Genomic DNA, 24,443 nt, shown 5'->3' on the forward strand with positions numbered 1-24,443 from the left:
TCGGTGATGCAGCGATGAGTCCGGTGCCCCAGCAACTCACCCCCGACGAGATCCAGCGCCGGCGCAAGCGCTCCATCGCGATCGCGATGGTGCTCGCCGCGCTGGTCCTGATCTTCTACGTGCTGACGATCGCCAAGCTCGGCCCCCAGGTCCTCAACCGGCCGCTGTGACGATCCGCGAGGCGACCCCGTCATGACCGATCCACGGACTCGGATGCAGAAGAAGGCCCGCCATACGGCGCTCGCCTGCCTGGGCATCGTGGTCGGCATGACGGCGCTCGCCTTCGCCTTCGTGCCGCTCTACGACCTGTTCTGCAAGGCGACCGGCTATGACGGTACGCCGCTGCGCGGCGCCGCCTCCCGTACGGTGAGCCAGGACAAGATGGTGGTGCATTTCGACACCAACGTCGCGCCCGGCCTGCCCTGGCGCTTCGTGGCGGAGACGCCGCAGGTCGAGGCCCAGCTCGGCGCGACCCAGACGGTGTTCTTCCGCGTCACCAATACCGGCACGGTGCCGAGCACCGGCATCGCGACGTTCAACGTCCAACCGGGGTTGACCGGCGGCTACTTCGTCAAGGTGCAGTGCTTCTGCTTCAACGAGCAGACGCTCAAGCCCGGCGAGACCATGGATTTCCCGGTCGTGTTCTACGTCGAACCCGGCATCAAGGACGACCCGAACACGCGCGACCTCTCCGAGATGACCCTATCCTACACCTACTTCGCGTCGAAGAACGGCCAGCCGCAGGCGGCCCTCGCGACGCCGGCGGGGACCAAGGCGAATTGACGAGGTGACAACCCCGGCGGGGCGGCATTAAAGCGTGACCGTGGAATGCCGGGGGCGGGAAACGCCGCGGCGCCGCGGGAACGAGCCGCCCCGCGAACCTAAAATCCACGGCCGGCGCGGGGCGCGACCGGTCCCAGGACCAGGCAGGAGACCCGACACGATGGCCGAGGCGCACGGGAAGCACCACGACTACCACCTCGTCAATCCGAGCCCGTGGCCGCTCGTCGGCTCGATGAGCGGCTTCGTGATGACGTCGGGCGCCGTCCTGTGGATGAAGAGCCTGACGATCGCCAACATGGCGCTCGGGCCCTACGTCTTCTTCGCCGGCGTGATCGGCGTGCTCTACACCATGCTCAGCTGGTGGCGGGACGTCGCGCACGAGGCCAATACCGGCGACCACACCCGGGTGGTGCAGCTGTCGCACCGCTACGGCATGATCATGTTCATCGCCTCCGAGGTGATGTTCTTCGTCGCCTGGTTCTGGGCCTACTTCGAGGCGGCGCTCTATACCGGCGACCCGATCCAGGCGTCGCGGGTCGAGTTCACCGGGGGCCTGTGGCCGCCGAAGGGCGTCGAGGCGTTCGATCCCTGGCACCTGCCGCTGCTCAACACCCTGATCCTGCTCACCTCGGGCACCACGATCACCTGGGCGCACCACGCGCTGCTGAATAACGACCGCAAGGGCATGAAGTACGGCCTCTGGCTGACCATCGCGCTCGGCGTGCTGTTCTCCTTCGTCCAGGCCTACGAGTACGGCCACGCCCATTTCGGCTTCTCGGGCAGCATCTACTCGGCGACCTTCTTCATGGCGACCGGCTTCCACGGCGCCCACGTCATCATCGGCACGATTTTCCTGGCGATCTGCCTGTACCGGGCCTATCTCGGCCAGTTCACCCCGCGCCAGCATCTCGGCTTCGAGTTCGCGGCCTGGTACTGGCACTTCGTCGACGTGGTGTGGCTGTTCCTCTTCGCCGCCATCTACGTCTGGGGCTCGGGCGTCGGCCACGCCGCCGCGCACTGACCGCGCCGCCGCATCAGGATCACGAGAGGGCGGCGCAAGCCGCCCTTTTCTTATGACGAGACGCCCCCCAGATCGCGCTGGAACCCCCGCGTTCAGGAGTTGAGCCCATGGACACCAACCGCACCGTCGACTCGCCGGCGAGCGTGGGCCTGCGCGGCCGCTGCCCGCGCTGCGGCGAGGGGCACCTGTTCAAGGGCTTCCTCAGCTTCCGCCCGTCCTGCGAGGTCTGCGGCCTCGATTTCCGCTTCATCGACTCGGCCGACGGCCCGGCCTTCTTCGTGATGTCGATCGTCGGTATCGTGGTGGTGGCGCTGGCGATGTGGGTGGAGTTCGCCTACGAGCCGCCGATGTGGGTCCACGCCGCGCTCTGGGCGCCGCTCTCGATCGTGCTGAGCCTGCTCCTGGTCCGCCCGCTCAAGGGCATGATGGCGGCGTTGCAATATTCCAACAAGGCCGCGCAGGGGCGTTTCCGGTGAGCATCGCACCGGAGCGGCGGGCGGCCCTGCGCGACCTCCTGGCCCCCGCCCTCGCCACCCTCGTCTGCCTCGCCATCCTGATCGGGCTCGGCGTGTGGCAGCTCGAGCGCAAGGCCTGGAAGGAGGCGCTGATCGACCGGATCGTCGCCCGCTCGCGGATCGACCCGCCGGCGCCGCTGCCGGCCTTCGATGCGTTCGATCCGGCCCGCGACGAGTTCGAGCGGGTGCGTGCCGCCGGCCGGTTGCAGAACGACAAGGAGACCCTGGTCCACGGACTGGCACCGGGCGACACGCCGGGCCGGGCGCTCCAGGGCTACTACGTCGTGACGCCGCTGCGGCTCGACGACGGCCGCACCGTGCTGGTCAATCGCGGCTTCGTGCCGACCGAGCTGAAGGATCCGGCCCGCCGCGCCGCCGGCCAGGTCGAGGGCGAGACCACCGTTACCGGCATGCTGCGCCAGAGCGAGGTGCGGGCGATGTTCGTGCCGGCGCCGAACCCGCAGACCGGCGAGTGGTTCAACCGCGACGTCCCGGGCATCGCCGCCGCCAAGGGGCTGGCGAACGTCGCCCCCTACCTGATCGAGGCCGACGCGACGGCGAATCCCGGCGGCTGGCCGAAGGGCGGGCAGCTCCGGGTCGACCTACCGAACAATCACCTGCAATATGCCTTCACGTGGTTCGGCCTCGCCCTGTGCCTCGTCGGCGTGTTCGTCGCCTTCGCCTTGCGTCGCCTGCGCGGTGACGCTGTGGAGAGCCCGCCCTCCTCCGCGGCGGCCCCGCCGCGTCCTTAAAACAGCCGCGTTGTCCAGGCTCCGTTCAGGCCGCCGGGCGCCTCTTCCCTCGGGCGCCTTCCGGCCCTCTGGTCATCGATGAACGCGATCCTCATCAAGCTGTTTGCCACGGCCCTGACGCTGAGCCAGGTCACCACCCGCCCGGAGGCGATCCGGACGCAGTTCGATCCGGCGAAGGACGCCCCCGTGGTGGTGCAGCTCCTGCGCGACGGCTGCGCCCACATGCGCAAGGCCTTCGACATCGAGGACATCAACCTCGACGACCTGATCTCGACCGCGATGGATGACCCGAAGGCGGTCGCCGGCGAGTCGAAGCTGCTGCACGGCCTCGATATCGGCGAGCTCAACACGAGCTACAAGCAGTTCTGCAAGGGCGAGAACCCGGCGAACTCGCCCTTCGTGGCGCAGGACGTGATCGAGTTCTACAACAAGGCGGTCGCCGACCTGCCGGACGCCAACGCCCTCAAGACCCTGCGGCTGCCCGGCGCGACCACGATCCTCGACGGGCGAGGGCTGCGCTTCTCCGAGACCTTCGAGCCGAACGGCCGGCGCGTCGCGGTGCCGATCGGCGAGATCCCGGCCCTGGTCCAGAACGCCTTCATCGCGGCCGAGGACAAGCGCTTCCTCACCCATCACGGCATCGACGAGCGCGGGGTGATCCGCGCCTTCATCGGCAACCTCGCCTCGCCCGGCCGGCCGCAGGGCGGCTCGACCATCACCCAGCAGGTGGTGAAGAACCTGTCCGTCGGCGACGACGTCACCTACGAGCGCAAGATCCGCGAGATGATCGTCGCGGCCCGGGCCGAGCGGGTGATGACGAAGCCCGAGATCCTCGGCCTCTACCTCAACGGCATCTATCTCGGCCGCAGCGCCTACGGCGTCGAGATGGCGGCGCGCAGCTATTTCGGCAAGTCGGTCAAGGACCTGACCATCGCCGAGGCGGCCCTCCTCGGCGGGATGCCGAAGGGCCCGAACTTCTACAATCCCGACCGCTACCCCGACCGGGCGCGGGAGCGGCGCGCCTACGTCCTCACCCGCATGAAGGAGGAGGGCGCGATCACGGAAGCCGAGATGAACGCGGCGCTGGCCGCTCCCCTGGGCCTCGCGCCGCTGGAGCGCCTGCGCCAGGATGCCGGCTTCCACTTCGTCGACCATCTCACCCGCGAGGCGCGCACGCTCGCCGGCCTCGATTCGCTGACCGCCGGCGCCTACACGGTGCGCTCGACCCTCAATGCCGGACTCCAGGAGGCGACCGAGGGCATCCTGCAGGAGAGCCTGTCGCGCTACGAGGCCTCGACCGGCCGTGCCCGCTACGAGGGGCCCGAGGCGAACCTCGCCGATGCCGTGCGCCGCATCGAGGCCGCCGCCCCGGCGCCCGAGCCGGCGCCCGTCCCCGCTCCCGAGCCCTCGCCGAAGGGGAAGAAGGGCCAGAAGCAGGCGAAGGCGGGCAAGCCCGCCGGCCCGAAGCCCGCCTGGCAGCGGGCGCTCGAGACCGCGCGCCTGCCGCTCTACGACGTGCACTGGCCGGCCGCGATCGTGCTCTCGACCGGTGGCCAGGGCGGCGCGCGGGTCGGCTTGCCCGACGGGCGGGTGGCGAGCCTGAACCCGGGCGCCGCCCGCGGGCGGCTCTCTCCCTACGACGTGGTGCGGGTGAAGCTGTCGGAAGCCAAGGGCGGCCCCCGGGCCGAGTTGCGCATCCGGCCGCAGGTCCAGGGCGCGGCGCTGGTGCTGGAGAACCGCACCGGGCGCATCCTCGCCATGGCGGGCGGCTTCTCCTATCCGTTGAGCCAGCTCAACCGGGTGACCCAGAGCGTGCGCCAGCCCGGCTCGACGTTGAAGCCCCTGACCTACCTCGCCGCGCTCAATGCCGGCCTCCAGCCCAACACCCTGGTGATGGACGCGCGCGTCACGCTGCCGCCGATCGGCGGTGTGGGCGATTCATGGTCGCCGAAGAACTACGAGGGCGGCGGCTCCGGCCCCACCACCCTGCGCCGCGGCCTCGAACACTCGAAGAATCTCGTCACCGCCCAGCTCCTGAAGGGCGGCATCGCCGAGAAGGCGCCGGCGAGCCTGACGAAGGTCTGCGACATCGCGCTGGAGGCCCAGCTCTACGCCGAGTGCGAGCGCTACTATCCCTTCGTGCTCGGCGCCCAGCCGGTGCGGATGATCGACCTCGCCACCTTCTACGCGGCTGTCGCCAACGAGGGCGAGCGGCCGTCGCCCTACGGTCTCGAGAGCGTGACGCAGGGCGACAAGGTGCTCTACCAGCATGCCGACCGGCCGCTCGCCCGCATCGGCTCGGCCGACCGTGTGGCGTTCTACCAGTTGAAGAGCCTGCTCCAGGGCGTGACCCAGCGCGGCACGGCCGCCGCCCTGGCGCGCTTCTCGCCCTACGTCGCCGGCAAGACCGGCACGTCGGAGGACGAGAACGACGCCTGGTTCGCCGGCTTCACCAACGAGATCACCATCGTCGCCTGGGTCGGCTACGACAATGCCGACGGCAAGCGCCGGACGCTGGGCCGCGGCCAGACCGGCGGCCACCTCTCGGTGCCGATCTTCTCGCAGGTGCTCCAGGCCGCCTGGGCCAACGGTGTGGCCAAGACGCCGCTCTCCGGCCCGAGCCCGGAGGCCAAGCGCCTGATCGCCGACGCGCCGATCGACCTGCGCTCCGGCAGCCGGGTCGCGGGCGGCGGCTTGATGGAGCATTTCCGCCTCTCGGTCGACGGCCGCCTCGCCGACACCCGCTTCCGCCTGGTGCCGCAGGAGCAGATCTACGCCATGCGGCCCGACAGCGAGCAGGACGGCGACGCCCTGGAGGGCGAGAATCCCGGCATGCCCGCCCCCGACACGGCGCCGGATGCCGACCGCTTCGACCCGTTCGGATCGCTGTTCGGCCGGCCGGAGCCGCGCCCCTATGCCCGCCGGTCCCAGCCGGTCCAGCCGCCCGAGCCGGTCTGGCCGGGTGCGCGCAGCCGCTCGCCCTTCGGCGACGACGACGAATACATCCGCCGGCCGCGCCGGCGCGACCCGGACTATCCGTTCGGCGACGACCCGACCTACTGACCTCGAGACAGGACACCTTTTCCGTGCGTGACAGCCTGACGGCGCGCCCGCGCCTCACCTCGCTCGTGCTCGCCGCGACCCTCGCGGCCTCGACGCTCGCCGTTTCCCCCGCTCTCGCCGAGTACCGCACCAAGGACGTGCCGGCGGTGACCGGCCTCGACCCGGCCGGGATCGCCCCGAACAGCATCGCGTTCACCGACCACCGCGACAACCCGGCGAGCCCGGAGAGCGGGCTCGTGCCCTTCACCGAATGGGGCAAGCGCAGCCCGGCCCAGAAGGCCCTGCTCTCCCCTCACCCGGCCTACGCCGAGCCGGATTACGTCCAGACCGTCAACGGCGTGGCGAAGCCTCGGCACGAGGCGCTGAAGGTCTACGTCGCCGAGGCGCGGTTCATCGTGCCCAGGAGTGCGGACCGCATCGACCTGAAGCGCTTCGCCACGATCCCGTTCGTGTCGCGGATGGACCCGGCGATCAAGCACAAGGCCCTGAGCCCCGCCGACGCCACCCCGACCAAGGACCCGGCCGCCGCCTTCGCCCGCCGGCCCGACCGGCCGTGGTGCGAGGCGCCCGACACCACCTGCATCGAGTCGCGCTACGACCTCGAGGGCAAGCTGCCGCTCGGGGTCAAGCTCGCCAACAAGCTGGAGGACGGGGGCAAGAAGATCGCCGAGTTCGTTTCGTTCCAGAGCGAATTGCGGGTGCTGCCGCCCGACGAGGGGGCCAAGCTCGTCCAGCTCACCAAGATCGAGGCGCCAGTGGCCGGTGCGATGGAGCAGAACATCTTCTGGGTCAACCAGATCCTGCGCTTCGGCAAGTTCCTGGCGGTGCTGCAACCGGCAGCCAACGACCCGGACAAGACGGTGGTGACCGCCTACATGACGCTCGGCATCAAGGCCGACGTGCTCGACCGCAAGAAGGAGTACGAGCGGGTGCCGGTGCTGCGCAACCTGCTGCCGGCCCAGGTGCTGACGGGCAATTCCTCGTTCAACACCGGCACCTCGATCAGCGCCGGCCTGCCGACCTACGCCCGCAACCGGATCGCGGCCTTCGCCGACGCGCTGGCGAAGGAGTGATACGAAGTCCGGATTTCGAAGCCATCGATCGGACGCCGTATGGCGTGCTCCCGGGTGCCGGATCCCCGGACGTCGCGAGCCTGCGGCCAGGGATCGGGGCCGGGCGAGTGTCAATTCTGAATTCGGCGCCGGCCGCGTGCCCTCATAGTCGCAGCCGTATCGAGATGTCTCGGACGAGCTGGGATGACCACGCTGCGCCGGTGCGCCGGGGATCCACGCGCCGCCCCGCGAACGCGGCGGCGCGAGGTTCTCGCCTGGCTCGGTAGCGGCCTGCTCGCACCGCGCCGGGCGTGGGCGCAGCCGAGCCCGGCCCTGCCGGTCATCGGCTATCTCGGTCCCGAATCGCCCGAGCCCTTCGCCAGCCGGCTCGCCGCCTTCCGGGAGGGCCTGGCCGAGGCGGGGCTCGTCGAGGGGCGCGACGTCGCGATCGCGTTCCGCTGGGCCGAGGGGCACTACGAGCGGCTGCCCGGGCTCGCGCGGGAGCTGGTCGAGCGCCGGGTCGCGGTCCTGGCCGCGCCCGGTGGCGCACCCGTCGCGCTCGCCGCCAAGGCCGCCACTGCCACGATGGCCGCCACCGCGACGATCCCGGTCGTCTTCGAGATGGGCGGGGACCCGGTCGCGCTCGGGATCGTCCAGGATCTCGCGCGCCCGCGCGGCAACGTCACGGGCGTGTCCAGCCTGAGCGTCGAGGTCTCGCGCAAGCGGCTGGAATTCCTGCACGAAGCCGTCCCGGCCGCCACGACCTTCGCGGTGGCGTTCAATCCGGCGAGCCCGACCGCGCCCGCGCAGCTGCGGTCCCTGCACGAGGCCGCCGAGACCCTGGGCGTGCAGTTGCGCGCCTCGCCGGTCGGCGGCGAGGCGGATTTCGAGCCGATCGTCGCGGCCGCGGCCGCGCGGCGGCCCGGGGGGCTCGTCTTCACCTCCGATCCCTATTTCGCCCTGCGCAGCCGGCTGCTCGCCGACCTCGCGCTCCGCTACGCCCTGCCGGCGGTCACGCAGACCCGGGACTTCCCCCTGGCGGGCGGGCTGATGAGCTATGGCGGCGACTTCACGCAGACGCACCGGCTGGCCGGCCTCTATGCCGGCCGGATCCTCCGGGGCGAGCGGCCCGCCGACCTGCCGGTGCAGCTCGTCACGAAGGTCGAGCTGTTCGTGAACCTCAAGGCCGCCGCCGGCCTCGGCGTGACCGTCCCGCCCGCGCTCCTCAGCTCCGCCGACACGGTCATCGAGTGAGCCGGGGCGGCGCGACACCGAAGACCGGCACCTCGCCGGCGAGGCCCTTCAGCGGCCGCGCGCCGAGCGGCGTGACGGCGCAGTGCCCGCGCGCGGCCTCGGCGAGGCCGATATCGATCAGGATCTGCCCATCCGCCGCGGTGGCGCAGAGCCGGGCGGCGAGGTTCACCACCGGCCCGATCGCCGTGTAGTCGGAGCGTCCCTCGCAGCCGATCCGCCCGACGGTCGCCGGCCCCATCGCGGCGCCGACCCCGAAGCCGAGGCGGAAGCCTCTGGTCTCCCAGGCCCGGGCGAGCGGCCGGACCGCCTCCTGCATGGCGACCGCGAGCCGCACCGCGGCCGGACCCGGATCCGGAACCGGCACGGGCGCGCCCACCAGGGCCATCAGGCCGTCGCCCGTGAACGTGACCAGGGTGGCGCCGTGGGCGGTGATCGCGCCGCCGAGGGCCTCGAAGGTGTCGCCCAGGACCGCCATCACCGTCTCGGGCGGCGAGCCGGCCGAGAAGGCCGTGAAGCCGCGCAGGTCCCCGAAGACCACCGCGACCTCGACGCGCCGCCCCTGGAGAACGCCGTCGTCGCCGGAGCTCTCGACCAGCTCGGCGACCTGGGGAGCGAGGAAGCGCCGCAGCCGCGCGATGCGCTCCTGGCGCTCCTGCGACAGCGCCAGTTCGCCCGCCATGACGTTGAACCGCGCGGCGAGCCGGCCGAGCTCGTCCGCCGAGGCGATGGCGATGCGGTGCGCGAAATCCCCCGCGCCGATCCGCTCCGTGCCGTGCTCGAGCAGCCGGATCGGGCCGGTCATGCGGCGGGCCAGCCCGTAGGCGAGGGCAGCGGCGAACAGGAGACCGAGGAGGATCAGCGCGCCGGTGCGCAGGAGCGCCCGCACGATCGGCCCGAACGCCTCCGCGGCCGGCTGCATCACCACCACCGTCCAGTCGACGCCCGGGATGGACGCCGCCGCCGCGATCACGCTGCGCCCGGCGGCGTCCAGGCCCGGCGCAGCGCCGCCGGCGGCGCGCACGACCTCGCGCAGGGTCGTGAGGGCGCGGGCCGCCGGGTCGTCGTCACCGCGCAGGACGAGGCTGAGGTCGGGATGGGCGACGAGCCGGCCGGGACGGTCGAGCACGTAGGCCTGCCCGGTCTCGCCGACGCGGATCCCGAAGATCACGTCCCGGATCAGCTTGAGGTTGATCTCCGCCAGGGCCACGCCGACGGAGGCCCGGTTGCCCGCCACCGCCATCGTCATGAAGGGCTCCGAGCCGCGATGATAGGTCACCGGCCCGTACCAGACCCGGGCGGCCCGCGCCCCGGCCACGGCCGGGTCCCCCGCGCGGTCGGTGCCCGGTCCGGCGCGGTTGAGGCTGACGCGGGAGACCTGCAGGCGCTCGCGCCCCTCCCCGTCGACGAGGGTGAGCTGCGCGATCGCCGGCACCTGCCGCAGCAGGCGCAGGGCGTCGAGCCGCTGGCGCTCCTCCGCGGCCGGGTTCCAGGGCAGCTGCACCATCCAGCCGAGCTGCTCGCGGATCGTGTCGAGGAAACCCTGGATGCGCAAGGCGGCGTCGCGCGCCTCCAGGCCGAGCAGCGCGTGGAGCTGGTCGCGCCGGTCGCGGTAGCCGAACCACGCCTCCAGGCCGGCATTCGCGAACAGGGGCAGCGCCACCGCCGTGAAGAGCACGACGCAGTATTTCGCGAAGAGCGAGCGGCGCGGATCGGCCGCGAGCGTGACCATGACCTGCACGCCTCAGATCGTGTTCCTTGCGGCGACCCGGCCGGATGGCCGGACGAGCGGAACGCCTGTCCTGCGGGGCGACGCCGCTCCGGCTCCGAGCGCGGCGATGCTTCGCCCGTTCGGAGCGGCTGTCAATCGAATGCATCGAGACGGGCGCCACCCGATCCTCGATACCCGGCCGCACCGTGCATCGCGCCCCAGGCATCAGTGGGTTTCGGCGGCATCGCGCTGCCGACGGGCTCGACCGGAACCTCGCTTTGGCTTGCCCGTGCCCGGGCCGCGCCCCCTGCCGGGCCGCCCGACCGGCCGAAGTCGCGTCCGGATTCCTCGACCGGCCCGACGAGGAGCCCGACCGCCTCCACGATTGATGCATGTCAACACGTTCGCGAGCATCTGCCCCAGTCTCACGATCGGCAGACTGCCTTCATGCAGCAGATCGGCGTATCATGGACGCCACCGACAATGCCGCGGAAGATATCTTCCTGGTCGTCTGGACCATGCTGCTGGCGGCCGGGATGGCGTCGACCCCTTGGCTCCTCGGCTTCCTGGCGGAGGCGCGTCCGACCCTGAATCTCTGGGCGTGCGCAGGTCTTGCCGCCGCCCTGGCGGCACTCTCCCTGAGGCGGACCACCGATCGCGGCGAGTCCGGCCTCGCCCTCGTCGGCCTCTGGACCTGCGCCGCCCCTTGGCTGCTCGGGTTCCGGCACGCTCCCCTTCCCCTCCTGGCCCATCTCGGCTTCGGGTTCGCCCTCATCGTCGCGGCTCTCGCCGGGCTCTGGCGCCTGCGGACGATGTCGCGCGCCGATCCGACCTGATCGCCCGGCACCGTCGGGACGGCCTCCTCCCATTGCATGTCGCCATGATGACCGATCCTCTCACCCTTCTTCTCGCGGCAGCCTTCACGGCCGGCTGCGCGATCATCCGTGCCTTCCGGCATCGACCCGACGACGTCACCCTCGTGCTCGGGCTGGTGCTGGTCTGCCTGGTGAACCTGTGCGGCGCGGTGGTGCGCGGACGGATGGATCCGCCGCCCGAAACAGGGCCCGCCGTCGAGCTGATCGGCGACCGTCCGGTCCAGGACTGATCCCGGGATACCGACGTCGGGATCCGGCTGCGCGCTGCGGGACCCGGAGCGCAGTGGCCCTCGCGCTCACCGGACGTCGCTTCGCCGAACGCCGTTTGCGCTGGATCAAGGCCGCCGCCGCCCGTCTCGCCACCATGGCCGCCGTGTCCAACACGGGAGGCGACGACGATGCCGGCCATGAACCCAACCCAAACGCTGCGCCCGCGCACGGTGCCGGTGCCGAGGGGCCGCGTCCGGCCGCCGCCGATGCAGGACGCCGCCGGGACGGTCGAGGACGGGTACCGGTACCGGACGATCGGGAGCGCCCACGCGCTCCTCATCGCCGTCGCCGCGTCCCTCCTGGTGACGGTGCTTTTCCGGGTCGTCCTCTGACGCTCGACAAGGAGACGGCGGGACGAGGCGCGCGGCGCCGCCGACGGTGCGGCGGCGTTCCGCAAGAGGGGCCGAACCATGCTCGTCGTGCTGTGCGCCAGCGTCGTCCTCGTCGCCGTCACCATCCTGGCGCTCTACGAGACCCTGCGGCTGACCTCGGAGCACCTCGCCGAGCTGCCGGTGCCGCCCCGCACGCGGATCATCGTCGTGGTGCTTGCCGCCTTCGTCGGGCACACGATGGCCGTCTGGATCTATGCCGGCGCCTATTGGCTGCTGGTGCTCCGGCTCGGTCTCGGCGCGTTCTCGGGCGTGCCCGTCGAGACCTTCGAGGATTGCCTGTTCGTCTCCGTCGTCGCCTACACCTCGCTCGGCTACGGCGATCACGCCCCCCTCGGCCATGCCCGGCTCCTGACCGGGGTCGAGGCGCTCAACGGCCTGCTGCTGATCGGATGGTCCGCCTCCTTCACCTACCTGGCGATGGAGCGCTACTGGCCGCTGCACGGCAGGAGGTCCGCGCGGAAGGCCCCGGGGCGAGGCGGCCGCGAGGCGGCGGAGCCGGGCCGGGCCGCCACCTTCTCACCCTCGGCGGAGCCTTGAACCATGCCGCGACCTTGCGCGGGATCAAGGTCACGGCTCCCGGCTGCGCCGACGATCCCGCATCCGGCAGACGGAGATGGACGATGCTGCGCGAATACCTCGTGACCTTCCACAAGCTCGTCTCGGACGATACCGGCCACGACCGCCGCGTCGTCCAGCAGCAGGCCGTGGTCACCGCCCCCTGTCCGGTCTCGGCCCTCGCCATGGCCAAGACCCTGTTCTGCGAGACCGCCGGCGTCGTCGACTGGCGTCTGCGGGCGGACGGTTGCGAGGTCACGGTCGTGACCGAACGGGCCGCATGAGGAGGCCGCGATGAACCACGACCTCGGCGAACCCGTCACCTGGCAGGGGCGGCAATGGGCCGTGACGGCCTACGGAATCGAAGCGCTCGACGGGATGTACCACGTGCCGTTCTCCGAGATCCCGGCGGCGGATGACGGATCCGCGCCCTGGCTCGAGTCGCTGCGCCGGCGTTACGGCACGGATCGCAACGACCTCGACGCCGCCCTGAAGGTGGCACGCGGGATCCTGTCGGACGCCGCCGCCTCTGCGAGGGTTTGAGACGGGGGGCTGCAGCCTCGCGGCGCCCGCCTCCTCGAACGTGCAGGTCTCGATCCCGCGCGACGCGCGCCCGCCCCTCCATCCCGGGCGCGGCTGCACGGGGGCAGGGAACCCGGACCAGGAGAGATCAGACGATGCTGACGACGACATCCGCGCCGGTCGTGCTGGTGGCCGAGCCGCAGGCCCTGCCGGGCCTGTGGCTGGAGGACGTGCTGGCCGATGCGGGCTGCGCGGTCAGCGGCCCCTACGGCACCTGCGCCGACGCCCTGGCGAGCCTGGATGCGGCGCCCCCCGACTTCGCCGTGGTCAGCGCGGACCTGAACCGGGGCTCCGGCTTCCCGCTCGCCTGCGCGCTGCGGCGGCGCGGCATCCCCTTCGCCCTGATCGCCGGGACGGCGCGGGTCCCCCGGGCCTTCGAAGACGTGCCCCTCCTCGACCGCCTCTTCGGGGCGGGCGAGATGATCCGGACCGTCGCCGCCTGCCGTGCGGGTCCGGGCGCGCGGCGGGACGGGCCGGCCTGCCCGATGGCGGACCGGCGGCCGGCCGGCGGCGCCCTTGCGCTGGATCAATGTCCGGCCGCCTGCCGGGCCTCAGCATCGTTCCCCGACGCGGTCGCCGGTTCGGCGACGGCAATGATGCAGAGCAACGAGCAAGGCAGAGCTGCGCCAGGCAACCCCGCCGAGCTTCACCCCGGGCCGTGTCGGGATCTCGATCGGCCCCGACCCGGACGGGATCATGGAGGCACTGATGAGTGACAGGACGATCCGCCAGAACGTCATCGACGAACTCGATTTCGATCCGAGCATCGACGCCGCCGGGATCGGCGTCGCGGTCGAGGACGGCATCGTCACGCTCAGCGGGCACGTCGCGAGCTACACCGAGCGCGTGGCCGCCGAGAAGGCCACCCGCAAGGTGCGCGGCGTGCGCGGCGTCGTCGAGGAGATCAAGGTCCGTTTCGCCGGCGACGCGCCGCCGCGCGACGAGGACTTGGCCCACCGGGCGGTGCAGATGCTCGACTGGGCCGTGACCGTGCCGAAGAACGCCGTGCAGGTGAAGGTGCAGGACGGCTGGGTGACGCTGACCGGCGAGGTCGAGTGGCAGTACCAGAAGGAGGAGGCGCGCGCCGCGCTGAAGCGGCTGACGGGCGTCGCCGGCATCGTCAACATGATCGACGTGACCCCGCGCGCGGACGCGGCCGACGTGCGCAGGAAGATCGAGGCGGCGCTCAAGCGCAGCGCCGAGGTCGAAGCCGACGCGATCCGGGTGACGGTCAAGGATGCGCAGGTGACGCTCGAGGGCAAGGTGCATGCCTGGCACGAGCTCAAGCTGGCGGAGAGCGCGGCGTGGTCCGCCCCCGGCGTCCGCGCCGTCGTGGACCGGCTGACCGTCGCCTGAACCCCGCGCCTGAACCCCGCGCCTGAACCCCGCGCCTGGGCCGCGGTGCGGGCGGGCTGCCGTCCCGAGCCGCGACCCAGGGCAGATCGATCGGAGCGCCCGCATGACACTCGCCAGCATCCTGGTGGCCGTCGACCTCAAGGCCGCGGCGCGCGAGCGCCTGCGCCTCGCCGGCCATCTCGCCGATGAGTTCGGGGCCGGCCTGATCGGCGTCGCGGCGGACGAGCCGCCCTTCGGGGTTCCCCCGGTCGGCCCGACGCTCGGGGGCACCTACGCGCTGGCGGCCGCGAGCGAGATCGTCATGAACGACCTCACGCGGGCGCACGCGGTCTTCGAGGCGGAGATCGGCCGGGGGCGGCGCGGCGAATGGCGATCGAATCTCGGCCCCTCGCTTCCCTTCCTGCTCGCGCAGGCGGCCGCGGCCGACCTCGTCGTCGTCGGCCGGCGGGAGGCGTCGTCATCCTTCGCGATCGACCCGGGCGATCTCGCGATGCAGCTCGGAGGGCCGGTCCTGATCGTGCCGCCGGGCATCGACCGCCTCGAGGCCAGGCGCGTCCTGATCGGGTGGAAGTACACCCGCGAGGCCCGCAGGGCGGTGAGGGACGCCATGCCGTTCCTGACACGGGCCTCCCAGGTCGTGATCGCCTCGGTCGATGACGGGTTCGGGGCGGCCGACCCGCAGGATCTCATCGATCTGCTGCGGGCCCACGGCATCGCGACGCAGGCCGTGGCGCCGGACGCGACCGGCACCACGGTCGCCGAGGCGCTCACGGACGCCGCCGCCGAGCACGGCGCCGACCTCGTCGTCGCGGGGGCCTACGGCCATTCGCGCCTGCGCGAATGGGCCTTCGGCGGGGTCACCCGGGACCTCATGGCCGGCAGCCCGGTCTGCTGCCTGATGAGCCACTGAAGCCCGAGGTTGGCAGAGATGTCGCTGTAGAGATGTGCGGGAGCGACCGGATGATCGCGAAGCCTCCCCTCCTGATCCCGCATCGCGGATGCGTCCTCGTCGCCGACGGCCGGAAGGCCCTGGTGCTGCGCAACGAGGGATACCCGCTCAACCCGGACCTCCAGGTCCGGCACGCGATCGAGGCGCCGCCCAACCCGCCGGCCCGCGAGCAGGGCACCGACCGGCCGCCTCGGGTCCGGGTCGACGAGCGCCGCAGCGCCATCGAGCAGACGGACCGGCACGAGCAGGCCGAGCAGCGTTTCGCCGCCGAGGTCGCGGCCGGGCTCGAGCGCGTCGCCGGGCCGGTCTCGGCCCTGGTCGTCGTCGCCCCGCCGCGCATCCTCGCCGCCCTGCGCCTCGCCCTGCCCGAGCGGCTCCGGCGCGTCGTCGTGGCGGAGATCGACCAGGATCTGACGAAGACCACGGTGAGCGAGATCCAGCGGCATCTCTGCGCCCGCTGACCCCCGGATGACCCGCGGCCGCCGGTCCCGTGACGCCGTCGTCGTGCGACCCGGAGCCTGTCGGCTGGACGCGATGCCTCGTCCCACCCGCACCCCCATCCTGAGGTCGCGAGCGGGATCGAAACGTCTCTCGCGACGCTGCTGCCACCGGTCGGGAAGCCTCTCATGCCATCGGCCCAGGATGCCGGCGCATCGATGCGATCCCGGGCAGACCCGAGATCGACGGGGCCGTCGACCCGTCTCGAATTTTCGGCGCCGAGCCCGGACGTCCGGGGCCTCGGGCCTGGCGAGCATTCGAGACCGGAACCGAAGGTCGTTTCCGACGACCGTCGGTATCAATGGGCCATCAGCACCGGCATGCGCGCGGTCTCGATCACGTGGCGCGTGACGCCGCCGAGCAGGAACTCGCGCACCCGGCTGTGGGTGTAGGCGCCCATCGCCAGCAGGGTGGCGTCCCAGCTCTCGGCGGCATCGAGGATGGCGGCGCCCACGGACGTGCCCTCCCCGACCGCCAAGGTGCGGGCCTGCGCCACGATGCCGTGCCAGCGCAGGTAGGCGCACAGGTCCGCGGCCCTCGCCTCCTCGACGCGCTCCGTGCGCGCCTGCACCACGGTGACCCGGCTCGCCGCGTGCAGGAGCGCGATCGACTGGCCGACCAGGCGCGTCCCCTCCAGGCTGCCGTTCCAGGCGATCACCACATGCTCCAGGAGATCGTGCGGGACCGCCTCCCCGACCATCAGGGCGGGCCGCCCGACCGAGAACAGGGCGGTGTCGAGGGCGCGGCCGGTGAAGGCCTGCGCGGGGTCGGGCCGGTCGACGACGACGAGGTCGGCGACCCGGCCGGCCAGCGTCAGCACGCGCTCGACCTCGCCGGACCACTCGGTCCAGGTGGCGAAGGTGGCGTCCAGACGCTCGACCTCGGGCATGAACGGCACGCCCTCGCGCGCGCACCAGGCCTGGAGCGCCGCCCGGCCCTCGGCGGCGGCGGCGCGCATGCCCTCCTTGATCGCCGCGACGGTGACGCTGCTGACCGGCGCCGTGCCGGCCAGGGCCGCGAGCACGTTCTCCGGACCCGGAGCGATGAAGCCGACGCCGATATGGGCGTGCAGGCGCCGGCCGAGGCGCAGGGCGGCGTCGAGCCGGCGGGTCGGGTCGAGGCCGGGAGCGGTCGGGACGAGGAGGCAGCGCAGGAACATCGGAGGATCCTCCGGCTATGGTTCGGGGGACTTGGTTTCGGAGGACTTGGTTTCGGAGGACTTGGTTTCGGAGGACTTGGAATCGGGGGGCTTGGGTTCGAGGGACTTGAGGTAGGCGATGAGGGATTGCGCCTGGTCCGGGTCGAACCGGAACTCGGGCATGCTCGGATGGCCGGTGCGGATGCCCTCGGCCAGCGCCTCCGCCAGGTCCTCGACGGGGTAGCGGGTGTGGAGTTCGCGGAACGGCGGCGCGGCGGAGAGCGCGCTGACGTCCGCGCGCCCGACGGCGTGGCAGCGGACGCAGTGGGCACGCGCCAGCGTCCGGCCCTGCTCGACCTGCCGGTCCCAGGCCCGCGCCGGCAGGGACGCGGCCAGGGCCAGGAGCGCGGCGGCGCCCGCCGCGAGGGGGAGGCGGATGCGCATCAGTGGCTCATCAGGCAGCAGAGGGGTGTCGTGCGCAGGAGGTCGCGGGTGACGCCGCCGAACACCCATTCGCGCAGGCGCGAGTGGCCATAGGCGCCCGTCGCCAGCAGGTCAGCCCCCTCGCGCTCGCAGAAGCGCAGCAGCTCGTCGGCCACCGACAGGACCGGGCCCGGCAGCAGGTGGGTGGTGGCGGTGAGGCCGTGCCCGGACAGGTAGCGCGCCGTCGCCTCCGCTCCCCCGTGATGGGCGTCGGGCCCCACCGCCACGACGCAGACCCGCTCGGCGCCGACGAGGAGCGGCAGGGCGTCGTGGACGGCGCGGCGGGCCTCGCGCGTGTCCTTCCAGGCGACGACCACCCGCTTGGGCGCGAGCCGTTCCAGGCCCGGCGGCGCCACCAGGACGGGACGGCCGGCCTCCATCAGCAGGGCACCCGGGGCGACGCCCATCGGGCCCGGATCCCCGTCGCCGGGCCCGTGCCGCCCGACGACCACGAGGTCCGCGGCGCGGGCCTGCTCGGCAGCATAGGCCAGGGGCGAGGCCAGGCCGGCGCACCAGGCGCGCTTCGCGGCCGGGCCGGCCTCGCGCTCGAACAGGGCCCGGGCGGTGTCCAGCCGCTCGCGGGCCCGCTCCTCCTCGGCGTCGTAGAGCCGCTCGGCCGCGATCCCGTCGCGGGCCGGCACGACGACGGGAACCGGGCAGGCGGCGACGCCGACGAGCCGTGCCGCGTGAGACGCGGCGAGCTCGGCCGCGAGCTGGACGCGATCCGCGCAAGGCGCCCCGAGATCGACGGACACCATGATGGACGTGAGCGTCATGACCGTCTCCGCTGCCGGGGCGTGTCGCCCCGCCGGGACCAGTCTCCCGCGTGCCCTCGCTCGGAGCCTTGATGCACCTCAAGGCCGACGGGCCGCTCCGCCGGCAGGCTCGCCCGGGATCTGCGGTATCGGGAGGCCGACATGCGGGAGACGAACACGGGCGCGGCGCGGACCGGCGGCGAGCGGAACCGGGAGCCCGGCCTCGCCTTCGTGCCCGGTCCGCTCGGACCGCAGGCCCTCGGCGAGATCGACGCCTACTGGCGTGCCGCCAACTACCTGTCGGTCGGGCAGATCTACCTGATGGACAACCCGCTGCTGCGCCGGCCGCTCGCCCCGCAGGACGTCAAGCCTCGGCTGCTCGGGCATTGGGGCACCACGCCGGGTCTGAACTTCATCTACGCTCACCTGAACCGGGTCATCCGCCAGCGCGACCTCGACATGATCGCGGTCTGGGGCCCCGGCCACGGCGCTCCCGGCCTCGTCGCGAATGCCTGGCTCGAAGGCACCTACGGCGAGGTCTATCCGGACGTGCCGCGCGACGCCGACGGGATGGCGCGCCTGTTCCGGCAGTTCTCGTTTCCGGGCGGCATCCCGAGCCACGCCTCGCCGGATCTGCCGGGCTCGATCCACGAGGGCGGCGAACTCGGCTACGCGCTCGCCCACGCCTTCGGGGCCGCCCTCGACGCACCGGGCCTGACCGTCGCCTGCGTGGTCGGCGACGGCGAGGCGGAGACCGGCCCGCTCGCCGCCTCCTGGCATTCGAACAAGTTCCTCGATCCCTTGCGCGACGGTACGGTCCTGCCGATCCTGCACCTCAACGGCTACAAGATCGCCAACCCGACGCTGCTCGCCCGCCTGGAGCGGGACGAACTGGAGAGCCTGCTCGTCGGCTACGGCTACGCCCCCGTCTTCGTCGAGGGTCACGAGCCCGGCCCGATGCACCAGGCGATGGCGGGCGCCCTCGAGGCGGTCTTCGATTCCATCGCGGCGATCCGGGAGCGGGCGCGGCGCGGCGCGACGGGGCGCCCGCGCTGGCCGATGATCGTGCTGCGCAGCCCGAAGGGCTGGACCGGGCCGAGGACGGTCGACGGCAAGCCCGTCGAGGGAACGTGGCGGTCGCATCAGGTCCCGGTCGCGTCGGTGCGCGAGAACCCGGAGCACCTCGCGATCCTGGAATGCTGGATGCGCTCCTACCGGCCGGAGGAGCTGTTCACGGCGGACGGTGCCCCGGCACCGGACCTCGCGGCCCTGCCGCCGGAGGGACCGCGGCGCCTCTCGGCCAACCCGCACGCCAACGGGCACGGGTCGCGGCCGCTGCGCCTGCCGGAGCTGGCGCCGCTGGCGGTCGACGTGCCGGCGCCGGGCCGCGTCACGGCCGAGGCGACGCGCGCCCTCGGCGCCTACCTGCGCGAGACGCTGGTCCTCAATGCGGAGGCCCGCAACTTCCGCATCATGGGACCCGACGAGACCGCCTCCAACCGCCTCGACGCGGTGTTTTCCGTCACGAACCGCGCCTGGCAGGGCCCGATCCTGCCGGGCGACGACCACCTGGCCCGCGACGGCCGCGTGATGGAGGTCTTGAGCGAGCATCTCTGCGAGGGCTGGCTCGAGGGCTACGTGCTGACCGGCCGCCACGGCCTGTTCGCGACCTACGAGGCCTTCGTGCACGTGGTCGACTCGATGGTGAACCAGCACGCCAAGTGGCTCAAGGGATCCCGCGCCCTGCCCTGGCGCCGGCCGGTGCCCTCGCTCAACATCCTGTTGTCGTCCCACGTCTGGCGCCAGGACCACAACGGCTTCAGCCACCAGGATCCGGGCTTCATCGACTTCCTGGCCAACAAGCGCGGCGACACCGCCCGCATCTACCTGCCGCCGGACGCCAACACGCTGCTCTGCGTCATGGACCATTGCCTGCGCACCCACGACCGCATCAACGTGGTGGTGGCCGGCAAGCAGCCGGCCCTGCAATGGCTCGACCTCGAGGCGGCGGCCGCGCATTGCGCGGCGGGCGCCGGGATCTGGGCCTGGGCTTCCAACGAGGGCGAGTTGGAGCCCGACGTGGTGATGGCCTGCGCCGGCGACGTGCCGACCCAGGAGACCCTGGCGGCGGTCGAGTGGCTGCGCCGGCACGTGCCGGACCTGCGGCTGCGCGTCGTCAACGTCGTCGACCTGATGACGCTGGCCTCGCCCGAAATGCATCCGCACGGGCTGGACGATGCCACCTTCGACAGCCTGTTCACCCGCGACCGGCCGGTGATCTTCGCCTATCACGGCTATCCCTGGCTCATCCACCGGCTGACCTACCGGCGCCGCAACCACGTCAGCGTCCACGTGCACGGCTTCGTCGAGGAGGGCACCACGACGACGCCGTTCGACATGTGCGTGCTGAACCGGCTCGACCGCCATCACCTCGCGCAAGCCGCGTTGCGCACCGTCCCGCGGCGCCTCGGCACCCGGGGCGACCATGCCGAGCAGGCCCTGCGGGACGCGCTTGCCGCCCACCGCGCCCATGTCTGCCGGACCGGCGACGACCTGCCGGAGATCCGCAACTGGGCCTGGCCGGAGCGGCACGGTTCGACGGAGCCCGATCCGCGCCGGATCGAGGGCGACATCATGCAAGGGAATGGTGGGCAGGGGGATGGCGGGATTGGCGACCCGGAATCCGGGGCGAAGGCTCAGGGCGGCGCCGGCGTCGGCGAGACCGTGGACGGCTGGACCATCGTCCCCGAGCCGCGACGCTGACGCGTCGCCCCGGGCGATGCCGGGAGCTTGATGCCGGAAGCACCGGACCCGTCGCGGCCGCATCGACTTCGCCGCAGGGCACGATGGGCCGTGAAAGCTCGCGGGTCCGGCACCGCGGAGCGCCGGACGGTCACGGCTCCCGGTCCGGCGCCGCTTCGCTCACATACGCGACCATGAAGGTCTGGAAATCGCCGCTGCCGGCGTCGCGGATCGAGACGTACTCGCCCACCACGAAGGCATGCGTCCCGAGGCGGTAGCCGGGCTCGTCGTCCTCCATCGTGCGGTCGTCGTAATCGATGAGCCAGGTCGCCCCGCCCTCCCCGCCGGCCCGGTGGACCAGGCGGCCGTGGCGGTCCGGCTCGCCGGTCCAGAAGCGGCGCACGCGGCAATGGTCGCGGGCCTCGCGCCAGAGGGCGGCGTCGAGGCGGCCGTCCGGCCCGAGGGGGGCGACGAGGTCGTAGCCGCGCCCGGCGCTGCCGTCGGGATAGTCGTGGCAGCGCGCCAGCGTCAGCGTCACGCGGTGCAGCTCGGCCGATCCGCCCGGGCCGGAGGTGACGCCGCGGTGATGCGCCCGCGCGTCGGATGTCGGTACTCCATGGGTCATGGTCGTCTCCTCAGGTCAGGGCGACGGTGCGGTCCTCGACGGCGCGCACGCCCGGGACCGACCAGGCCGCCCGCTCGGCCGCGTCGCGCTCGGCGAGCGACGAGACGGCGCCCTCCAGGGTGACCCGGTCTCCCTCGACCCGGATCGTGATCGCGTCCGCATCGAGCAGAGCGTTCCGCCGGAAGGCTTCCAGGATCTTGCTCCGGACCGCGCTCGGCCGCACCTCCGGCCGGACCTCGATGAGGTTCGTCACCCCGACGACGCCGGACAGCTTGCGCACGGCGGCCTCCGCCCCGGCCACCTGGTATTGCCAGGGCACGGCCCCGGTCAGGGTGATCCAGCCCTTGGCGACGCGGACCTGGATCGCGTCCTTCGGCAGGTGCACCGACCAGTCGATGATCGCCAGCGCCCGCGCGGCGATCTGGTCGTCCAGGACCTTCTTGGCCTGGGAGAAGCGGACCTCGATCTCCTGGGCGATGGCGCGCACGCCCTTCACCCGGCGCACCGCGCGCTCAGCCGCGACCTGCTCGGCGTAGCTGCCGACGTGTCCGGTCAGGGTGACGACGCCCCCCGAGACGGCGACGCCGATCTCGGCCGCGTCGAGGCTGGGATCGAAGTCGAGTTCATCGAGGACGTCGCGGCGCAGATCCTTGTCGGTCATGGCGTGCTCCCTCTGGCATGGCGTCCGGTGACGCAGCCGTGCTCGTCGCGATGTCGTCGAGATCTTGGGTGGGCTGCGGGGCTGGGCCTTGATCCAGCGCAAGGCCGACGCGGCTCTCCGCCCGGGCGAGCCCGGCGCAACGCTGCATCTCCCGGCGCAGCACGGAGGCGGGCGCGTCGCGGCCCGCCGCCGCGAGTTCCAGGGCGAGGCGCGCCAGGAGCGCTTCGTCGTCGAGGGGCACGGTCTCCCCGACGAAGGTGTCGGTGAAGCGCGCGGTGTCGTCGGGACCGAGCGCCATCCGCGCGCAGGCCCAGCGCGCCAGGAGCCGGTTGCGACGGGCGCGCTCCTGGAAGCGCCTGTCCTCCTCGTGCACGAACCGGCGCTCGAAGGCCTGCTCGCGTTCGTCGAACGTCGTCATGACGGCCTCTCCTCTCGTGCGTCGGCGGACCGGATGGGCCCCTCAATCCTCGACGAGCCGGTGCATCCGGCCGCGGCGCAGGCTGACCTGCCGCCCGCCGGTGCGCAGGAGCGCCCCCTCGCCTTCCAGCTGGGAGATCGTGCGCGACACGGTCTCGATGGTCAGCCCGAGATAGTCGGCGATGTCGCGGCGGGTCATCGGCAGATCGAAGAGGCCGGTGCCGCCGAGGCGCTCGTCGACGTCGAGCATGAAGGCGGCGACGCGCTCGAGCGCCGAGCGGCGTCCGAGCAGCAGCATGTGGTCCTGGGCGTGGCGCAGGGAGCGGGTCGCGAAGCTCCAGAGCTGGCAGGCGACCTCCGCGCGATGGGTGGCGAGCCGCTCGACCTGCCGGCGCTTGAAGACCAGGGCCCGGGTCCCCGTCAGGGCCTCGGCCGTGTGCCGGTGGGTCTCGCCCGGCTCGAAGCCGAACAGGTCGCCGGGCAGGTGGAAGCCGGTGATCTGGCGCCGGCCGTCGCTCAGCACCTTGTGGGTGCGGACCGCGCCCTGCAGCACCCGGTACACGCTCTCGGCCTCCTCGCCCTCGCCGAAGATCTCCTCCTCGCGGCCGTAGGCGGCGGGCGTGCCGATGAGCTCGGGGCAACCGGCGAAGAGGCCGGCGCCGTCGCGGTCCACGACCGGCGCGCGCGGGCTCACGATCGGGCGTAAGGCAGGGGCCAGGACCATCTCTCGCGACATCGGTTGCGCTCCTCATCCGATTGGACGAGGTCGAGAGTGTCCGGTTCGTCGTCGTGCCGAAATTCCGGTCGGTCGCTTAAGCGGATCCGCTTAAGGACAAGTACGTAGGTGCGGCGCGGGCCGTTGCGGCGTGTGTCCGGGGACCGTGACGTACCGAGCGCTCACGTCGTGCCGCCGCGATCCGGACCGGTCGCGCGCGGCCCGACGCGGCGACCTGTCTTGCCATGCAGGCCTCGCGCAAGCGATGGCGTCCCGATCGCCGTGGGATCGACAGGAAAGCGCATGAGAGGCTGCTTGATTGGCCCCTAAAAATATCCAATCAACCATGTCGTTCCGGATTCCGCGACGCGGCTCCGGAATGACGATGACGGTATGAATAATTTCGATCACATCAAGCAAGATCGGAAAATAATAATTTTACTTGATCGTTATTCTGACGGAAGAGCCATACGAAAATTCTGTCACGACAGGGCGGGACTGGCCATCGCGGTCGCGAATTGCTGCGGAACGGGCGCATATTTCCGGTCGAGGTCCGGACGCGGGTGGCACAGATAGCTGCCGTCGAAATGAGCGGCGCTCCGCAAGGCGGCGAAGTCGGGAATGGTAAGCTGCTGGCGCTTCAGAGTGATCAAGCCCGATGCGCGCAAGTCCTGCAGGATGCGATTGACGTGAACGGTCGAGAGACCGACGGTCTCGCCGATGTCCTCCTGCGTCAGCGGCAGGGTGCAACTGTCCCGATCGGCCAAACCGACCGCCCGAAGACGGGTCATGATCTCGCAGAGCAGATGGGCGATGCGCTCCCGGGCGGTGCGCAGGCCGACATTCGCCGTCCATTCCCGCTGGATCGCGGCGGTGGCGAGCGTGTCGAGCCAGAAGGCCCGCGCGATTCCGGCGGATCTCTGCATCGCCGACAGGATGTCCTGCCCCTCGATCCGGGCCACGCGGACGGACGTCAGCGACCGTACCGAGTAGTTGATGATCGTCGGAAAGACGAAGGGTGTGCTGCACAGGTCGCCGGGAAACAGATAGGCGACGATCTGCCGGCGACCGTCTTCGAGCTGCTTGTAGCCGCAGGCCCGTCCCTCCAGGATGACGCTGACCTGCCGGACCGCGGCTCCCTCGTCGATCATGTCCCGATCGGCACTGAACCAGGCGACATCGCGAACGAGCCGCGTCAGCGTGTCCTGGTCGTCGCCCGAGAGGCCGACGCAGTGATCGAGCTTGCGAATGAGGTGCTGTGGCATGCCGGGCCTCGACGTTG

The 24,443-nt window shown here is 71.9% G+C and carries 26 protein-coding genes and 2 pseudogenes; 19 read left to right on the forward strand and 9 right to left on the reverse strand.

Translation table 11 applies throughout. The features are described from left to right. The first annotated feature begins 23 nt into the window (after positions 1–23). From G4G93_RS13785 to G4G93_RS13820, 8 genes are all read left to right on the forward strand, one after another. Positions 24–170 carry a hypothetical protein gene (locus tag G4G93_RS13785; protein ID WP_165084845.1) on the forward strand — a complete coding sequence of 49 codons (147 nt, stop codon included), beginning with the start codon at positions 24–26 and terminating at the stop codon, positions 168–170. Between the two features lie 22 nt (positions 171–192). Further along, entirely contained in the window at positions 193–783 is a 591-nt protein-coding gene (locus G4G93_RS13790; protein ID WP_165084974.1) for a cytochrome c oxidase assembly protein, read from the forward strand. Between the two features lie 160 nt (positions 784–943). Further along, on the forward strand, positions 944–1,804 hold the full coding sequence (locus tag G4G93_RS13795; protein ID WP_165084975.1) for a cytochrome c oxidase subunit 3: 861 nt from the start codon (positions 944–946) through the stop codon (positions 1,802–1,804). 107 nt (positions 1,805–1,911) lie between these two features. After that, positions 1,912–2,280, forward strand: coding sequence for a DUF983 domain-containing protein (locus tag G4G93_RS13800; RefSeq protein WP_165084976.1), 369 nt, complete (start codon positions 1,912–1,914; stop codon positions 2,278–2,280). After that, positions 2,277–3,071 (forward strand): SURF1 family protein, encoded by a 795-nt coding sequence (locus tag G4G93_RS13805; protein WP_165084977.1) that lies wholly within the window; start codon positions 2,277–2,279, stop codon positions 3,069–3,071. The genes G4G93_RS13800 and G4G93_RS13805 overlap by 4 nt, the downstream gene beginning before the upstream one ends. 78 nt (positions 3,072–3,149) lie before the next feature. Next, positions 3,150–6,134 carry a penicillin-binding protein 1A gene (locus tag G4G93_RS13810; RefSeq protein WP_165084978.1) on the forward strand — a complete coding sequence of 995 codons (2,985 nt, stop codon included), beginning with the start codon at positions 3,150–3,152 and terminating at the stop codon, positions 6,132–6,134. 23 nt (positions 6,135–6,157) lie between these two features. Continuing rightward, positions 6,158–7,207, forward strand: coding sequence for a hypothetical protein (locus G4G93_RS13815; RefSeq protein ID WP_165084979.1), 1,050 nt, complete (start codon positions 6,158–6,160; stop codon positions 7,205–7,207). 183 nt (positions 7,208–7,390) lie between these two features. Beyond that, positions 7,391–8,440: an ABC transporter substrate-binding protein gene (locus tag G4G93_RS13820; RefSeq protein WP_165084980.1), complete on the forward strand. Its 1,050-nt coding sequence runs from the start codon at positions 7,391–7,393 to the stop codon at positions 8,438–8,440. Here the strand turns inward: G4G93_RS13820 and G4G93_RS13825 are convergent. Beyond that, positions 8,430–10,169, reverse strand: coding sequence for a cache domain-containing protein (locus tag G4G93_RS13825; protein ID WP_165085082.1), 1,740 nt, complete (start codon positions 10,167–10,169; stop codon positions 8,430–8,432). The two genes, G4G93_RS13820 and G4G93_RS13825, sit on opposite strands and share 11 nt — an antisense overlap. Before the next feature lie 446 nt (positions 10,170–10,615). Between G4G93_RS13825 and G4G93_RS13830 the strand changes: the two genes are divergently transcribed. From G4G93_RS13830 to G4G93_RS13865, 10 genes and pseudogenes are all read left to right on the forward strand, one after another. Then, positions 10,616–10,984: a hypothetical protein gene (locus G4G93_RS13830; protein WP_165084981.1), complete on the forward strand. Its 369-nt coding sequence runs from the start codon at positions 10,616–10,618 to the stop codon at positions 10,982–10,984. Between the two features lie 44 nt (positions 10,985–11,028). Continuing rightward, positions 11,029–11,253 (forward strand): hypothetical protein, encoded by a 225-nt coding sequence (locus G4G93_RS13835; RefSeq protein WP_165084982.1) that lies wholly within the window; start codon positions 11,029–11,031, stop codon positions 11,251–11,253. A gap of 177 nt (positions 11,254–11,430) precedes the next feature. After that, positions 11,431–11,625: a hypothetical protein gene (locus G4G93_RS13840; protein ID WP_165084983.1), complete on the forward strand. Its 195-nt coding sequence runs from the start codon at positions 11,431–11,433 to the stop codon at positions 11,623–11,625. Positions 11,626–11,703: 78 nt separating this feature from the next. Further along, positions 11,704–12,222, forward strand: a complete 519-nt coding sequence (locus G4G93_RS35930; RefSeq protein WP_246736752.1) for an ion channel — start codon at positions 11,704–11,706, stop codon at positions 12,220–12,222. Positions 12,223–12,308: 86 nt separating this feature from the next. Continuing rightward, positions 12,309–12,524 (forward strand): hypothetical protein, encoded by a 216-nt coding sequence (locus G4G93_RS35935; RefSeq protein ID WP_246736774.1) that lies wholly within the window; start codon positions 12,309–12,311, stop codon positions 12,522–12,524. Between the two features lie 10 nt (positions 12,525–12,534). Next, positions 12,535–12,783: a hypothetical protein gene (locus G4G93_RS35940; RefSeq protein WP_246736753.1), complete on the forward strand. Its 249-nt coding sequence runs from the start codon at positions 12,535–12,537 to the stop codon at positions 12,781–12,783. 134 nt (positions 12,784–12,917) lie between these two features. Next, positions 12,918–13,373, forward strand: a pseudogene (locus G4G93_RS13850) (hypothetical protein); the annotation flags it as partial. A 157-nt stretch (positions 13,374–13,530) separates the two neighbouring features. Further along, positions 13,531–14,178, forward strand: coding sequence for a BON domain-containing protein (locus G4G93_RS13855; protein ID WP_165084984.1), 648 nt, complete (start codon positions 13,531–13,533; stop codon positions 14,176–14,178). Positions 14,179–14,281: 103 nt separating this feature from the next. Beyond that, the gene (locus G4G93_RS13860) at positions 14,282–15,088 is read left to right on the forward strand and encodes a universal stress protein (RefSeq protein ID WP_165084985.1); all 807 of its coding nucleotides are present in this window, start codon (positions 14,282–14,284) and stop codon (positions 15,086–15,088) included. Positions 15,089–15,138: 50 nt separating this feature from the next. Then, positions 15,139–15,588, forward strand: coding sequence for a host attachment protein (locus G4G93_RS13865; protein ID WP_165084986.1), 450 nt, complete (start codon positions 15,139–15,141; stop codon positions 15,586–15,588). A 335-nt stretch (positions 15,589–15,923) separates the two neighbouring features. On the opposite strand, the gene G4G93_RS13870 is transcribed toward G4G93_RS13865, so the two are convergent. The 3 genes and pseudogenes from G4G93_RS13870 to G4G93_RS13880 all read right to left on the reverse strand — a co-directional run bounded on the left by G4G93_RS13870 (position 15,924) and on the right by G4G93_RS13880 (position 18,022). After that, a complete protein-coding gene (locus G4G93_RS13870) occupies positions 15,924–16,784 on the reverse strand; it encodes a universal stress protein (protein ID WP_165084987.1) in 861 nt (286 codons plus the stop codon). A 96-nt stretch (positions 16,785–16,880) separates the two neighbouring features. Further along, a pseudogene (locus tag G4G93_RS13875) lies at positions 16,881–17,207 on the reverse strand (c-type cytochrome); the annotation flags it as partial. Then, entirely contained in the window at positions 17,207–18,022 is an 816-nt protein-coding gene (locus tag G4G93_RS13880) for a universal stress protein (protein WP_165084989.1), read from the reverse strand. The pseudogene G4G93_RS13875 and the gene G4G93_RS13880, both read right to left, overlap by 1 nt. Positions 18,023–18,163: 141 nt before the next feature. Between G4G93_RS13880 and G4G93_RS13885 the strand changes: the two genes are divergently transcribed. Continuing rightward, positions 18,164–20,764, forward strand: a complete 2,601-nt coding sequence (locus tag G4G93_RS13885) for a phosphoketolase (RefSeq protein ID WP_165084990.1) — start codon at positions 18,164–18,166, stop codon at positions 20,762–20,764. Between the two features lie 130 nt (positions 20,765–20,894). Here G4G93_RS13885 and G4G93_RS13890 read toward each other — a convergent pair whose 3' ends face one another. The 5 genes from G4G93_RS13890 to G4G93_RS13910 all read right to left on the reverse strand — a co-directional run bounded on the left by G4G93_RS13890 (position 20,895) and on the right by G4G93_RS13910 (position 24,426). Next, positions 20,895–21,368: a hypothetical protein gene (locus tag G4G93_RS13890; RefSeq protein ID WP_246736754.1), complete on the reverse strand. Its 474-nt coding sequence runs from the start codon at positions 21,366–21,368 to the stop codon at positions 20,895–20,897. 10 nt (positions 21,369–21,378) lie between these two features. Beyond that, positions 21,379–22,029, reverse strand: a complete 651-nt coding sequence (locus G4G93_RS13895) for a BON domain-containing protein (protein ID WP_165084991.1) — start codon at positions 22,027–22,029, stop codon at positions 21,379–21,381. Beyond that, positions 21,992–22,447 carry an ATPase inhibitor subunit zeta gene (locus G4G93_RS13900; protein WP_165084992.1) on the reverse strand — a complete coding sequence of 152 codons (456 nt, stop codon included), beginning with the start codon at positions 22,445–22,447 and terminating at the stop codon, positions 21,992–21,994. Before G4G93_RS13900 ends, G4G93_RS13895 begins: the two co-directional genes overlap by 38 nt. 42 nt (positions 22,448–22,489) lie before the next feature. Next, complete coding sequence (locus G4G93_RS13905) at positions 22,490–23,182, reverse strand: helix-turn-helix domain-containing protein (protein ID WP_165084993.1); 693 nt, start codon at positions 23,180–23,182, stop codon at positions 22,490–22,492. A gap of 461 nt (positions 23,183–23,643) precedes the next feature. Continuing rightward, positions 23,644–24,426: a Crp/Fnr family transcriptional regulator gene (locus tag G4G93_RS13910; RefSeq protein ID WP_165084994.1), complete on the reverse strand. Its 783-nt coding sequence runs from the start codon at positions 24,424–24,426 to the stop codon at positions 23,644–23,646. Positions 24,427–24,443: the final 17 nt, after the last annotated feature.

The organism is Methylobacterium sp. DB0501 (genome assembly GCF_011043735.1).
Classification (GTDB): Bacteria; Pseudomonadota; Alphaproteobacteria; order Rhizobiales; family Beijerinckiaceae; genus Methylobacterium; species Methylobacterium alsaeris.

Excerpts from the sequence above, each read along its gene's own strand:
- G4G93_RS13790 (WP_165084974.1), top strand. The coding sequence starts at position 193 with ATGACCGATCCACGGACTCGGATGCAGAAGAAGGCCCGCCATACGGCG.
- G4G93_RS13795 (WP_165084975.1), top strand. The coding sequence starts at position 944 with ATGGCCGAGGCGCACGGGAAGCACCACGACTACCACCTCGTCAATCCG.
- G4G93_RS13800 (WP_165084976.1), top strand. The coding sequence starts at position 1,912 with ATGGACACCAACCGCACCGTCGACTCGCCGGCGAGCGTGGGCCTGCGC.
- G4G93_RS13810 (WP_165084978.1), top strand. The coding sequence starts at position 3,150 with ATGAACGCGATCCTCATCAAGCTGTTTGCCACGGCCCTGACGCTGAGC.
- G4G93_RS13820 (WP_165084980.1), top strand. The coding sequence starts at position 7,391 with ATGACCACGCTGCGCCGGTGCGCCGGGGATCCACGCGCCGCCCCGCGA.
- G4G93_RS13825 (WP_165085082.1), bottom strand. The coding sequence starts at position 10,169 with ATGGTCACGCTCGCGGCCGATCCGCGCCGCTCGCTCTTCGCGAAATAC.
- G4G93_RS13830 (WP_165084981.1), top strand. The coding sequence starts at position 10,616 with ATGGACGCCACCGACAATGCCGCGGAAGATATCTTCCTGGTCGTCTGG.
- G4G93_RS13835 (WP_165084982.1), top strand. The coding sequence starts at position 11,029 with ATGATGACCGATCCTCTCACCCTTCTTCTCGCGGCAGCCTTCACGGCC.
- G4G93_RS13840 (WP_165084983.1), top strand. The coding sequence starts at position 11,431 with ATGAACCCAACCCAAACGCTGCGCCCGCGCACGGTGCCGGTGCCGAGG.
- G4G93_RS35930 (WP_246736752.1), top strand. The coding sequence starts at position 11,704 with ATGCTCGTCGTGCTGTGCGCCAGCGTCGTCCTCGTCGCCGTCACCATC.
- G4G93_RS35940 (WP_246736753.1), top strand. The coding sequence starts at position 12,535 with ATGAACCACGACCTCGGCGAACCCGTCACCTGGCAGGGGCGGCAATGG.
- G4G93_RS13855 (WP_165084984.1), top strand. The coding sequence starts at position 13,531 with ATGAGTGACAGGACGATCCGCCAGAACGTCATCGACGAACTCGATTTC.
- G4G93_RS13860 (WP_165084985.1), top strand. The coding sequence starts at position 14,282 with ATGACACTCGCCAGCATCCTGGTGGCCGTCGACCTCAAGGCCGCGGCG.
- G4G93_RS13865 (WP_165084986.1), top strand. The coding sequence starts at position 15,139 with ATGATCGCGAAGCCTCCCCTCCTGATCCCGCATCGCGGATGCGTCCTC.
- G4G93_RS13870 (WP_165084987.1), bottom strand. The coding sequence starts at position 16,784 with ATGTTCCTGCGCTGCCTCCTCGTCCCGACCGCTCCCGGCCTCGACCCG.
- G4G93_RS13880 (WP_165084989.1), bottom strand. The coding sequence starts at position 18,022 with ATGACGCTCACGTCCATCATGGTGTCCGTCGATCTCGGGGCGCCTTGC.
- G4G93_RS13885 (WP_165084990.1), top strand. The coding sequence starts at position 18,164 with ATGCGGGAGACGAACACGGGCGCGGCGCGGACCGGCGGCGAGCGGAAC.
- G4G93_RS13890 (WP_246736754.1), bottom strand. The coding sequence starts at position 21,368 with ATGACCCATGGAGTACCGACATCCGACGCGCGGGCGCATCACCGCGGC.
- G4G93_RS13895 (WP_165084991.1), bottom strand. The coding sequence starts at position 22,029 with ATGACCGACAAGGATCTGCGCCGCGACGTCCTCGATGAACTCGACTTC.
- G4G93_RS13900 (WP_165084992.1), bottom strand. The coding sequence starts at position 22,447 with ATGACGACGTTCGACGAACGCGAGCAGGCCTTCGAGCGCCGGTTCGTG.
- G4G93_RS13905 (WP_165084993.1), bottom strand. The coding sequence starts at position 23,182 with ATGTCGCGAGAGATGGTCCTGGCCCCTGCCTTACGCCCGATCGTGAGC.
- G4G93_RS13910 (WP_165084994.1), bottom strand. The coding sequence starts at position 24,426 with ATGCCACAGCACCTCATTCGCAAGCTCGATCACTGCGTCGGCCTCTCG.